The 12485-nt window shown below is 63.9% G+C and carries 8 protein-coding genes; 2 read left to right on the top strand and 6 right to left on the bottom strand.

Annotated features, from left to right (window positions below; genetic code table 11):
- Nucleotides 1–124: 124 nt before the first annotated feature.
- On the bottom strand, nucleotides 125–3691 hold the full coding sequence (gene dnaE, locus BO226_RS26255) for a DNA polymerase III subunit alpha (RefSeq protein WP_071936753.1): 3567 nt from the start codon (nucleotides 3689–3691) through the stop codon (nucleotides 125–127).
- 150 nt (nucleotides 3692–3841) lie between these two features.
- On the opposite strand from dnaE, the gene BO226_RS26250 reads away from it, so the two are divergent.
- The gene (locus tag BO226_RS26250; protein WP_232238160.1) at nucleotides 3842–4798 is read left to right on the top strand and encodes a LysR family transcriptional regulator; all 957 of its coding nucleotides are present in this window, start codon (nucleotides 3842–3844) and stop codon (nucleotides 4796–4798) included.
- A gap of 369 nt (nucleotides 4799–5167) precedes the next feature.
- On the opposite strand, the gene BO226_RS26245 is transcribed toward BO226_RS26250, so the two are convergent.
- The gene (locus BO226_RS26245) at nucleotides 5168–6103 is read right to left on the bottom strand and encodes an NAD(P)/FAD-dependent oxidoreductase (RefSeq protein WP_071936751.1); all 936 of its coding nucleotides are present in this window, start codon (nucleotides 6101–6103) and stop codon (nucleotides 5168–5170) included.
- A gap of 242 nt (nucleotides 6104–6345) precedes the next feature.
- On the opposite strand from BO226_RS26245, the gene BO226_RS26240 reads away from it, so the two are divergent.
- Nucleotides 6346–6855, top strand: coding sequence for a MarR family winged helix-turn-helix transcriptional regulator (locus BO226_RS26240; RefSeq protein WP_071936750.1), 510 nt, complete (start codon nucleotides 6346–6348; stop codon nucleotides 6853–6855).
- 177 nt (nucleotides 6856–7032) lie between these two features.
- On the opposite strand, the gene BO226_RS26235 is transcribed toward BO226_RS26240, so the two are convergent.
- From BO226_RS26235 to BO226_RS26220, 4 genes are all read right to left on the bottom strand, one after another.
- Nucleotides 7033–9342 (bottom strand): tyrosine-type recombinase/integrase, encoded by a 2310-nt coding sequence (locus tag BO226_RS26235; RefSeq protein WP_232238159.1) that lies wholly within the window; start codon nucleotides 9340–9342, stop codon nucleotides 7033–7035.
- 121 nt (nucleotides 9343–9463) lie between these two features.
- On the bottom strand, nucleotides 9464–10663 hold the full coding sequence (locus BO226_RS26230; protein WP_156895447.1) for a tyrosine-type recombinase/integrase: 1200 nt from the start codon (nucleotides 10661–10663) through the stop codon (nucleotides 9464–9466).
- Nucleotides 10664–10729: 66 nt separating this feature from the next.
- On the bottom strand, nucleotides 10730–11182 hold the full coding sequence (locus BO226_RS26225) for a hypothetical protein (RefSeq protein WP_156895446.1): 453 nt from the start codon (nucleotides 11180–11182) through the stop codon (nucleotides 10730–10732).
- A gap of 274 nt (nucleotides 11183–11456) precedes the next feature.
- Nucleotides 11457–12425 carry a DUF4192 domain-containing protein gene (locus BO226_RS26220; RefSeq protein ID WP_071936747.1) on the bottom strand — a complete coding sequence of 323 codons (969 nt, stop codon included), beginning with the start codon at nucleotides 12423–12425 and terminating at the stop codon, nucleotides 11457–11459.
- Nucleotides 12426–12485 lie beyond the last annotated feature (60 nt).

The raw sequence follows: 12485 nt of genomic DNA, 5'->3' as shown, positions 1-12485 counted from the left end.
GTTTGTGCACAGTGCGGTCAGGATCCACTCAGTCCAGGCCAAAGCCATTGCCGGTACCAGCCCCGCTGTGCTGATCAGATTGGGATCGTCGAAGACGACTCGGCTGACAGCCCGCTGACCCGACCTACGCGTTCGTGGCAGCGGAAGCTGTTGTAAGGCAACTGGCCCCGAACAGTTCCTTGAGATCTCCCAGTAGGGCCGGCGTCTTGTGGATCCGGAATCTCGGGTCGGTTGCCCACCGTGTCGTCGTCGTGCCGGTCAGCACGATGTGCACGTCGGTGTCCCCGGGGTGACGCTGTAGGACGTCACGAAGGGCTTCGATGTTGGGTCGTGTGCACGCGTGCACCGCGATCGTGAGGGTCATCGGGGCTGAGGATGCTGCACCGTCTCCGAGGGCGGGCGTGGAGATGTCGACTGCGACGACTGACGTCCTGCCCTCGCGGATGTTGACGTTCGCGGTGACGAGCAATACGGAGTCCTCAGTGAGAGCGTGCTGGAAGCCGGTGTAGGTCGAAGAGAAGACGAGCACCTCGGTGGCAGCGTCGAGGTCGGCGATCTCCACGATCGCCCACGGCTCGCCCTTCTTGTTCACGCGGCGGTCGACAGCGGAGACGATGCCGCCGATCACAATCTTCTGGCCGTGACGGACCTTCCCGGCATGCACAGCGGCGATCGAGGTGTCCGTGAGTGCCGAGAGCGCGCCGGCAATACCGTCGAGGGGATGCCCCGACACGTACAGACCGAGCATCTCCCGTTCGAGGGCGAGCTTGTGCTTCTGCTCCCACTCCTCGTCGGGCACCCTGACGTTGAACACCGAGGTGATCGACTCGTCGGCGTCGTCGCCGCCGAACAGGTCGAACTGGCCCATCGCCTCGGCCTTCTTGGTGCCCATCACGGCGTCGATCGCGTCGGCGTGCACCAGCAGCAGACCCTTGCGGGGATGCTCGAGGGAGTCGAATCCGCCTGCCTTGATGAGGGATTCGGTGACCTTCTTCGAACACGCCAATGCATCGATCTTGTTGAGGTAGTCGGAGAAGTCGGTGAAGCTGCCCTTCTCCTCACGCGCGGCGATGATCGACGCCACGACGTTGGTGCCGACGTTGCGGACCGCGCCGAGGCCGAAGCGGATGTCCTCGCCGACCGAGGCGAAGTCGACGCGGGAGGCGTTGACGTCGGGGGGTAGGACGGTGATGCCCCTCTTTCTGCAGTCGGACAGGTAGATGGCGGTCTTGTCCTTGTCGTCGCCGACGGAGGTGAGCAGTCCGGCCATGTACTCGGCGGGGTAGTTGGCCTTGAGGTAGGCGGTCCAGTACATGACCAGGCTGTAGCCGGCGGCGTGTGATTTGTTGTAGGCGTAGCCGGCGAACGGCAGGACGGCCTCCCACAGGGCCGTGCCTGCTTCGTCGCTGTAGCCGTTGGCGCGCATACCGCTGTGGAAGTTCTCGAACTCGGCGGCGAGGACTTCTGGTTTCTTCTTGCCCATGGCGCGGCGGAGCAGGTCGGCCTGTCCGAGCGAATACCCGGCCACCTTCTGCGCGATCTGCATGATCTGCTCCTGGTAGACGATCAGCGCGTACGTCTCGCCCAGGATCTCGTGGAGCGGTTCGTCGAGTTCGGGATGGATCGGTGTCACGGCCTCACGGCCGTTCTTGCGGTCCGCGTATGCCCAATGGGCGCCGACGCCCATCGGCCCGGGCCGGTAGAGGGCGTTCGATGCGATGAGGTCGTTGAACTCGGTTGGCGCCATGCGGAGCAGAAGTTCGCGCATGCCCGCCGAATCGAGCTGGAAGACACCAAGATTGTCGCCGCGCGCGAGCATCGCATAAGTCGCTTCGTCGTCCAGCGCGAGGGTGTCGAGGTCGATGTCGATGCCGCGGTTGTTCTTGAGGTTCTCGATCGCGTCACCGAGCACGGTGAGGTTGCGCAGACCGAGGAAGTCCATCTTCAGCAGGCCGATGGCCTCACACGACGGATAGTCCCAGCCGGTGATGATCGCGCCGTCCTGCGCGCGCTTCCACACCGGGATCGCGTCGGTGAGCGGCTCGGACGACATGATCACCGCGCACGCGTGGACACCCGCGTTGCGGATCAGACCCTCGAGACCCTTCGCGGTCTGGTAGATCTTCGCGACGTCCGGATTCGACTCGATCAGCGACCGGACCTCGGCGGCCTCCTTGTACCGCTCGTGGTTCGGGTCGGTGATACCGGACACCGAGATGTCCTTCGCCATGATCGGCGGCGGCAACGCCTTGGTGATCTGGTCGGCGATCGCGAACCCGGGCTGGCCGAACTGGACTCGCGCGGAGTCCTTGATCGCGGCCTTCGTCTTGATGGTGCCGAACGTGATGACCTGGGCGACCTTGTCGCTGCCCCACTTCTCCGTCGCGTAACGCACCATCTCACCGCGGCGGCGATCATCGAAGTCGATATCGATATCGGGCATCGACACGCGCTCGGGGTTGAGGAACCGCTCGAACAGCAGGCCGTGCGGAATCGGGTCGATGTTCGTGATGCCCATCGCGTACGCCACGAGCGACCCGGCCGCCGAACCACGACCCGGGCCGACGCGGATACCGACCTCCTTGGCGTGGTTGATGAGGTCACCGACCACCAGGAAGTAGGCCGGGAACCCCATCTCGTTGATGACACTGATCTCGTACTCCGCACGAGTGATGTACTCGTCCGGCACCGGACCGTGCGGGAACCGGGTCTCCCGCAGACCCCGCATCACCTCGTGATGCAGGAACGACTGCTGCGTGTGTCCCTCGGGGACCGGGAAGATCGGCATCCGGTCCCGGTGCTCCCACACGTCCTCGTACAGCTGTACCCGCTCCCCGATGAGCACCGTGTTGTCACACGCATCGGGAACCTCCGCATCCCAGATCGCCCGCATCTCCGCGGCCGACTTCAGGTAGTAGCCGTCGCCGTCGAACTTGAACCGCGTCGGATCCGACAACGTCTTACCGGTCTGGATACACAGCAACGCCTCGTGGTTCTCCGCGGCGTCCTTCGTCACGTAGTGACAGTCGTTCGTGGCCAGCGGCGGGATACCGAGCTTGTTGCCGATCTCGAGCAGACCCTCACGGACCCGACGTTCGATCGAGAGCCCGTGATCCATCAACTCGAGGAAGAAATTGTCCTTGCCCCAGATCTCCTGCCACTTCGCGGCCGCCTCGAGGGCCTCCCGGTCGTGACCCAGCCGCAACCGCGTCTGAATCTCCCCCGACGGGCACCCAGTCGTGGCGATGATCCCCTCCGCATGCGCGGCGATGAGCTCCGCGTCCATCCGCGGCCACTTACCCAACTGGCCCTCGATCGACGCCAGCGACGACAACTTGAACAGATTCCGCAGACCCGTCGAGTTCTCCGCGACCATCGTCATGTGCGTGTACGCACCGGAACCCGACACGTCGTCCGACTTCTGACTCGGATCACCCCACAACACACGCTTGGTGTTGAACCGCGACTCCGGCGCGACATACGCCTCGATCCCGATGATCGGCTTGATCCCGTGCTTCTTCGCCGAGTTGTAGAACTCGCTCGCCCCGTACATGTTGCCGTGGTCGGTCATCCCGACCGCCGTCATCCCCAACCGCTCCGCCTCGTCGAACAACGGCCCGACCTTCGCCGCCCCGTCGAGCATCGAATATTCGGTGTGATTGTGAAGATGCACAAACGAAGACCGACTCATCACCAACCACCCATCACTGCCGCAACGTCAATCGGTTGTCAGGGTGATGCCAGTCCCCGCCATCCCGGGAGGTATACGACCAGCTAAAGTGCCTGCTCGTCGAACAAGCGACACGCTCTCGCGAACAACCAATGGATGTGGAGGCAGGTGGTGGGCTTGGATCTCGATCTGTCCGCGGTACGCGCAATGGTCGCTGTCAGTGACGAGGGCCAATTCGGCCTGGCCGCGTCGGTACTGGGCATCAGCCAGCAGGCGGTGTCCAAACGAATCGCCAAGCTCGAGGGCCAACTCGGCACCCGACTGTTCGAGCGACGTGCCGGCAACATCGCATTGACCGCCCACGGCGCCCGGTTCTTTCCGCACGCGCGCTCGGTCCTCGCCACTGCCGACGCTGCAGTGGCTGCGGTGCTCGATTCGCAGGTACTTCGCGTCGCGGTGCACGGCGCCGATATCGCCGATGCGAATCTGATGCGGTTCTACCTCGAGAAGCACCCGAACGCGGAGGTCGAACTCATCATGATGGGCCCATCGACGACATCACGGGACGCCGTGATCGACGGTCGGGTAGACGTTGCCTTCGCCCGCGAACACTGGGGCACCCGCCCATTGCCGGCTCATGTCACCGCGGTGCCCGCCTACCTCGACGCTCTGCATCTACTCGTCGGCACAGGCCATTCACTCGCGAGCCGCGACCATGTCGAATTCGACGATCTCGACGGCCTCACTGCGTGGGTGCCCGGTGCCGGATTCGACTCCGAAGTCGGCGACTTCTACCGTCGGCTCAGCGACAGCTGCGGCATCACCATCACTACCGAGCGGCACCCCGGCGGCATCGGGTTCACGAACATTCTCGACCGCATCGCTGACTCGACGACGCTGGTCACCTTCGGCGGTGAGGGAACCACGACACCGTGGCATCCGAACATTCGCCGCATCCCCATCGTCGACCCCACACCCGCCTACCCCATGGCACTGCTGTGGCGAAACACCGCCGCCAACCATCCGCAGCTCGCCGCACTGCTCGACTTCATCGCCACCAGCTGCGACGCCAGCGCAGCCACCACCCTGTGGATGCCAGAAGCAGATCGTGCATTGTTCACGCGTTGATCGCCGCGCACCTCAGAGGTGCGTCCGCCGGTCAACGTCTACCGAAGAGAGCCGTTGTACTGCATGACATCTCTAGCAGGCGAAGATGCAGATAGGACCGCGATCGGTCGATCCAGGTTAAACGGCGGCAAGTAGTGCGAGTTCCTCTGCCGGCGTGAGGCCCGAGGTGCGTGGACGGTTGATGCCGCGATCGTGTTCGTCGGCGAGCGCAGTCCAGACTGTGTCGGACATGGAGCCCCGGCTACCCACCGGTCGGCCCCTCCACTCCTCGTCGGTCGCTGGCTCGAGCCCCCGAGCCCCGTCCGCCTCGTGATTGACGCCGACGACCCCGGACGCCGGGCAGCCCGAGAAGCAGGGTTGCCTGCTCGGTCACCTGTGATCGCTGGGAATCGCTGTGACGGCTTGCTGCACGTCCTGCTCGAGGAGGAAGTGGTTGAGCGCAATCGCAGCTTTCGTGCCTGCACCTGCGGCATTGATCAACTGAGCAGGCGAATCAACGACGTTGCCCACTGCCCACACCCCGGGCACGCTCGTGTGACCAGTGGGATCGGTGCGCATCCACCCGTCCTCGCCCGCTTCACAACCCAGGCCGGTCAGCAGCTCGTCGCGGGGCACGAACCGCGGACCGACGAACACAACCGACCTCGGCACGATCTGGCCGTCGGCAAGCTCGACACCGCTCAACCGGTTGTCCTTCACCACCAGGCCGGCAACCGCGCCTTCGACGATACGTATCCCTCGGGAGGTCAGCCGAGTACGTTCCTCGGAGGTCAGGACGATCCGATTCGGGAAGAAGACCACGTCCGAGGACCACTGCCGCACCAGCGACGCCTGGTGCAGCGTGAACGGCCGGTTGTCGCCACCGAGCACCGCGAGCGGCATGTCCCGCACCTCATATCCGTGACAGTACGGGCAGTGCAAAACGTCGACGCCCCACTGCTGACGCAGGCCAGGGATCGCGGGCAACTCGTCACGCAAGCCCGTCGCCACGACAACGCCACGCGCTGTGAGATCGGGGCTCCCGTCACACCGCACGACGAACCCTCGGCCTTCGAGTTGCTCGATCGCCGCCGCCCGAGCCTGCACCACCTGCCCGCCGTACCCGACTAGCTCGCCCCTACCGATTGCGAGCATCTGCGCCGGCGCCATCCCGTCCCTGGACAAGAAGCCGTGAACATGCTGGGCAGGGGCGTTCCGAGGCTCGCCGACATCGAGCACGGTCACCTTGCGGCGGGCACGCGCCAACACCGACGCGGCACTGAGCCCCGCCGCTCCCCCGCCGATCACCACGACATCGTCTTCCACTGCAACTCCCCTCGAGAATTCCCAGGACCCCGTAGCCGCGCTTCGACCAGAGCAGCTAGGCCGATAAACGTTGACGCCCACTGCTTTCCGGACAGCGTTCACGGCAGCGCACCCACCAGGGCTCAGCACATCCCACCCGGCACGTGTCGGAGAACTACACGAGGCCGACGCGGTCACGGTCCGGAACCGTGGGTAGGCTCGCAACGTAACAGATTTGTTCACTGGTTAACAAAGGGGGCGGGATGTTCGATCCTTCGCTTCGAGCACAGACGATCGCGCTATGGCGTGAGCACAACCCCGCGCTGAACACCTCCCCGATGGAGATCGTGGCCCAGATCAAACACATCTCCTCACTGCTCGAGGTCGCCGTCGAACCGGTCTACGCCGAAGCCGTGCTTACCGCCGCGGAGGTGGAACTCCTTGTTCCGCTGCGCTACGCAGACGAAGCGGTCACGGCCATCCGTCTCGCCGAACTCCTCGGCATGTCGCGGGCAGGAGTGAGCAAGACCCTCGCCAACCTCGAGCGCAGGGGAATGATCAGTCGCACAACCAACCCTGCCGACCGACGGTCAGCACTGATCGCACTGTCGGATGCAGGAATGAGCGCCGTCGACGACGTGTTCCCCCGTGAGCTCGAGGCACACACACGACTGCTGGCGGGGCTGGGGCAGGACCGGAACAAGGTCCTCGCTGCGTTGGCTCATCTCGCGGCGACTCTGGAATCTCAACTCAACCTGTCCGAGGGTAGGTGACTCCTCGCGTGCCCGGTCAAGCTCGACGAGCCGGCAAACCCGGCAAGGGAGGCGGCGCGACCTTCCATCACCACAGCCTCGCCATCTATCCGTGAAGATCGCTATCCAGCTTGACGATCCAACAGGCGGAGACCTTCAGGCTGAAGAGAATTCACCAGTGGTCAGCTCGGCCCAACATCACGATCCAGAAAGGCGTGTAGGGATCCCCAGAGCGACAATCCGACTACCGTGCGCGAGTCGTCGGGCGTCATCGCGCTTGCCGCGTAGGCACGTCAGAGTGCGATCAATCCCCTCGATTTCGCCCAGCCAGTGCTCGTCGATGGCGCGTTGTTTGCGGGCGAGCAGGTCAGCTTCGAGTTCGTCGAGGCGGCCAACCATCTTCGGGTTGACGTGCAGTTGGCTACATCGCAGGCACGCGTGTTCGTGCTGGCAGCTAGTTCCGTAGGGGCGTCCGCAGGATCCGAGTTCGACCTTGCGCTTGTCGAAGTGTTCTTCGAACTCCGCCCATTCCTCATCGGTCGTGGGACGGTATTCCACCTGGGGACGCAGGGTGCGTCGGCGGTCAAGGAACTGTTGGACGTGTTGGATCACGTGGTCCTCGAAGACGGCGACGTACCCCTGTGTGGTTTGGAGGTTGAGGTGACCGAGTAGCGCCGCGCCGATGTGGATTGGAAGGCCGTTGTTGACGAGATCGGTTACGAACAGTCGCCTGAAGTCGTGCGGGGTGAAGTGGAGGTCTTGGAAGGCTGGGTTGGTCCCGGCGAGGAGTTGGCACTGCTTCCTGATGTTGTTGAGGACGGTTGCCGGGCTGGTTACCCTGCGGACTTCTCCGATCTGGCGTTGGAACAGGTACGGCATCGGCGGCGTCCAGAGTCGTTCGTGTCCGTCGTACCGCGGGAGTGATGGGATCGGCCCCTGCGCGGTCTGGCGGGTGATGATTTTCGCGATGACGTGGAACAGCTCGGCGGACATGGGGAGGACCCGTTCGCGGTCGGTCTTGGATGGCACGATGACGAGCAGCGCGATGACTTCGCCGTTGGGGCGTTGGTATTGGCGGATGCTGGTGTGTGCGAGTTCGACTAGCTCTTCGACGCGGATGCCCGTGTGGCGTAGTACCTCGACGTGCGCCCAGTCCCAGAAGGCGGATTCTTCTTCTTCGTGGATCTTGCGGATGCGCCCGGTTGCGTGGTCGCGGCCGCGCACGATCGGGAAGGTGTCGTCCTTGGTCTGCCGGTCTTGGCGTTCGTCCGGGCGGGTGTATGCCCGGCCTGCGTGGGTGAAGTTCGCGCCGAGTGGGGTATCTCGCGCGGTCTCGTAGAGTTTGCGAATGTCGACGTACCGGTCGTCGAGGTGCGCGATGAGCGCCGGAAGCAGTGGTTGGCGCTGGCGGGTCCGGTCTGTCATGCGTTCTTTGATTCGTCGTCGTTGAGCCCCCATTCCTCGGAGGTCCGACGGAGGGATGGGGCACGGTGCCGCCCATCTCCCCCAGCGTTCCGGTTCCTCGAGAGCCCAGCTCTGGATATCCAGGTAGAACGCGCGCACCGGCAACAGGACGCTCTGACCGCCATCGATCCGAGGGGTGCCGTCACGGCGCAGACGGGTGTGGGTTCGCCACTGGTCGTAGAGTTCGGGTGGGATCGTCAGGCTTCGGTGTCCTGGTGAGAGTCGTTCGATCGTGGCCCAGAAGCGTCCGGCGATCGCGCGAGCGAGCCCGTCTCGGGTGTTGTAGTCGGTGTCATTTTGCCTGCGCAGCAGGTAGTCGATGATCAGTTGCCGGATTTCTGGGTCGCGGACGCCGTAGTGGTCGACCATCTGCTCCGGGGTGCGTTGCCCCTTGTAGATGAAGCTCCGCAGCGTGGGCGGTGTGTCCGGCGGGAAGTGTCCCATCTGGTGCAGGATCTCCCAGGCCAGTAGGCCGGCGAAGCGGTTGCTGCCGGTGCGGGCGCCGACGACGAGGTCATGTCGACGGCATTCGTTCGCGTAGTGGAGCAGCCCTTCTGGTGTCAGATCCGTCAGGGAGATGCCCTGGGTGGTCAGTGCGCAGCACACGTCGAACAACGCTCGGTCCTGGTGGCGTGTACCGGATCGTGTCTGTCGAGCCTGATCGAAGAACTTGTCCAGCAACGGATCTTGCTGTGATCGACGAAAGAGCGTGGCGTAGTCGACGAACTTGTTGGCGCGCAATGCCGGCAGCGATGGCTTGATCAGTCGCATCAGCAGCAGTGATTTGAGTCCGTAGGTCATGTCGTAGCCGTGGTACTTGTTGTCGGCGAGGTCGGAGACCGGTCGTGGGAGGTCGTTCAGCCCGCTGGCCTCCCATCGTTGTTGCCAGGTCTCGCCGGTGAACTCGGAGAGGTGGTTCAGCAATCTCCTGGTGCCTCGGCGACGCTTACCGAGCGATTTGCCCATCGCTCCGAACGTTGGAGACCCGGCCAACTCGACGAGTTCCTCGATCGACGCCTGGGCGAGGTCTCCGAATGGGAGCACTGGACCGGACGGCGTCGATGGGCTCGGGGAGGTTGTGTCGACGGCGAAGCGCGATCGTCTCGCACGGTCTGCGTCATCGGCCCGGACCGACGGAGACCGCCGATTGCGCATGGTGTAGCTCTCAGCCACCGAACACCGCCTTGATGTCCTCTTCCGCGTATCCCGCGGAGTACGCCGGCGTTGGCCGGGGCCGATTGTAGTGCTCCTGCAGTTTGTCGAAGATATCCTCTACCCTCACGGCGGTATAGCGTCCGGTGGTCTCGATGCTGGCGTGCCGCAGCACTGCTTGCACATCTGTCAAAGTCAGGCCCGGGTCGTTGGCCATTCTTGTTGCGGCTGTGTGCCGTAGGTCGTGCAGCGTCCAGTTGGTGCCGAGCTTGTCGTTGGCCCGCTGTAGTACACGCCGCATTGCCCAGTACGACAGTGCGCGCTTGTCACCTCGACGGGTCCGCCACAATGGCTCGCCGGCAGCCGGGATCCCGTCGGCGTCCAGATACTTGGCCAGGTAGCGCAACGCTTCCGCAGAGACAGGAACAGACTGCCGGATCCGTGTCCCCTTGGACGTCACATACATCTGGCTGGCTGCCCAATCTACATCGGCGACTCCGACGCCGAGAAGTTCACTGGCCCGGGCACCGCTCGAGACGTAGGCCAGCAGGAGTGCGCGATCGCGATCACACGTCATCGCCGCAACCAACTCGTCCCACAGAGCGTCCGGAATCGCACGCGGCGGGGCCTGAACGACCCGTTGTCGCAATCTGGCACGCCTGATCTGCGGCGTGACCTCGAGCGGACTGCGGTGGGCGAGCGCCGAACGACGTGACCGCGACGAGGGCACCGGATTGACGACTGGCCCCCGCCCACAATGCGTATGGAACGCATAGAAGCCGTGGACCACGCTCAACGCATGGTTGATCGTTCTGGGCGAATAGCCCTCCCCCAGTACTGGTTTCCCAGTTCGAGCGTTGACGGTTCCGGGAACCGATCCAGAGCGTCGCAGCCGTTGCCGTTGAGGATTGGGCGCGGACTTCAGCCAACCGACGAGAATATCGACCTCGCTCCCCGTTGCTCGGTCCCACTCGACGTCGAGCATCCACAGCAGGCGGAACCACCGCAACAGGTCATAGCCGTAGCTCCGGCAGGTCAACGGGCTCACATCACTCAGCGCCAGATCACGCAGGTACTGGGTGATCGGCTCGACCTCCGCACCAGCACGGTCCACCACGACGTACGGCGGAAATCTCGTCTCAGCCGCGGACACCACGCCGATCCGATCGCAGTCGACCTGGCCCTCCATCAACTGCCTTCGTAGTTTCGACATGCACCAACTCCTTCTATCCAGGATGTCGGCCATCTTGGGCCAACGGCGATTGGTGCAGTCAACTATTCATAGACGTGCACCACCAGCTTGCGGAACTGTTCCTGCCGAGAGCATTTCGTCGGAGAGCTTGTAGCGGCCTTCGGTGAACATTCGGTCGGGGCTACGCGTGTCCGAGAGTACGACGATGCCCTTTCCTGTGGAGGTGGCATAGCGTTCTGATCGGGCTACCTGAATGAGCCGGATTCGGTGCGCTCGCATCAGGGGAAGCACGAGCTTCTCGATTTCAGTACGCGCGGTGGCTTTTTCGTCGCCGGTCTGAGCGGTGACGACCGCGAGGTCGTCGAGATCAAAGTTCCGGCTGGTGGGGTCGGTGAGCCAGCGTAGGAGGATTGCGCAGCTATCTACGCCCATTCCGAATCCGAGCACAACTTTGGGGATCGACTCGTCGTGATTGAGGCCATCGAGTCCTGGAATGCGTGCTCGGGGGCTGTCGAACAGTGGGAGCGTCTCTGCGATCAACGGTGTCTCCTACGAGATCAAGGGGTTGGATGCCACCGCAACGTAGGAACGCTCAGCCGTGAGCAGGGCACGAATACGTGCAGGTCAGTTGGGTTTCCGCTGGCCCAGGACGGGCGATGGGCGCTCTTGTCGGACAGGGTGTCGACCCCCTGCCGGGGATGGTGCTGGGGGTGCGCTGGCCCGGGCTGCTTCGGCGGGGTTGTCACCACTCGGGATCTCGGACAGTCCATGCGGAGCGGTGATGACCCCGCCTGAGCGGGGCAATCTGCGTCGATCAGCTGATGAAGTCGATGCCGAGTTGCGCCGCGGTCTGCGTCGCTCCTGCGGTGAGTACTTCGTTGATCTGCGAGGGCTGGATGCCGTTCTGCAACGCGATATCGAGCAGATCCACCAGTCGGTGCAAGGGGTTGCGCCGTTTGACCATGGCGATTGCGATCCCTGCAAGCGGGCCGTTGCCCGTCATGTACGTCAGGGCTGCAACCACTGCGAGAGCTTCGACGCGGCCCTGTCCCCGTGTGCGTCGCGCCACGTCGGCGAACAGATCGATTGCTGCGTGCGATCGGTCGCCGGACCCCATGCCCAGGGCTAGGTCGCGCACTTTCGGGTTGAGGATTGCCCCGGCTACGGCCTGCACATCGCTGCTGTCCACAGGTTTCCCGGCGGCGCACGTGTCGACCGCGTCGTACATGACCATCACTGCTGCGAGGATGTCCTCGTCGTCGGGACGGGCATCAGCATCCAGTCCCTCACCGGATGCGGCGAGCGTGCGGGTCAGCTCGTCTCGGGACGGTGCAACTGTGCCGCCTTCCACTGCTCGGACCACTGCCAGTTCGTGCACAGCGGGATCTTCGAGCAGTCCGGTCGTACCGGTACGGGTCTCGCACCATAGTTCGCCTTCGCCGACGGCGGCGATGTGCGCAGCCATCTTGACGGGGTAACCGTGCTGTTCGATGGTTTCGACAGCGCGGCTCAGCCGAGCTTGGCGGGCGTCGACTTCGGTTCCCACTGCGACGACAACGACGGAATCCAGTCCATCGACCGTGGCTGCGCGCGCCAAGGTGTTGACGAGCTGGTGACGTCGCTCGGGGTCGTCGATGAGGTGGATGTCGAGCCGGTACGTGCAGACGACGCGGCTTTCCTCGTTGAGGGCTGCGGCGATGATCGATTCCTCCGGCACGAACCCGAACATTGCGGGAATCATGGCGATGACCGATCCGAATCCTTCAGCTCTCGCTACCGTCATGTCGGTACCTCTTTCGTTGCGTTCCGATTTCTTACGCAGCAAAGGTCTCGCAGCGCGAGA

The sequence above is a fragment of the Rhodococcus sp. 2G genome, from assembly GCF_001886355.1.
Taxonomy (GTDB): domain Bacteria; phylum Actinomycetota; class Actinomycetes; order Mycobacteriales; family Mycobacteriaceae; genus Rhodococcus; species Rhodococcus pyridinivorans.
This window is presented reverse-complemented; position numbering and strand designations above follow the sequence as displayed.

Excerpts from the sequence above, each read along its gene's own strand:
- dnaE (WP_071936753.1), bottom strand. The coding sequence starts at position 3,691 with ATGAGTCGGTCTTCGTTTGTGCATCTTCACAATCACACCGAATATTCG.
- BO226_RS26240 (WP_071936750.1), top strand. The coding sequence starts at position 6,346 with ATGTTCGATCCTTCGCTTCGAGCACAGACGATCGCGCTATGGCGTGAG.
- BO226_RS26230 (WP_156895447.1), bottom strand. The coding sequence starts at position 10,663 with ATGTCGAAACTACGAAGGCAGTTGATGGAGGGCCAGGTCGACTGCGAT.
- BO226_RS26220 (WP_071936747.1), bottom strand. The coding sequence starts at position 12,425 with ATGACGGTAGCGAGAGCTGAAGGATTCGGATCGGTCATCGCCATGATT.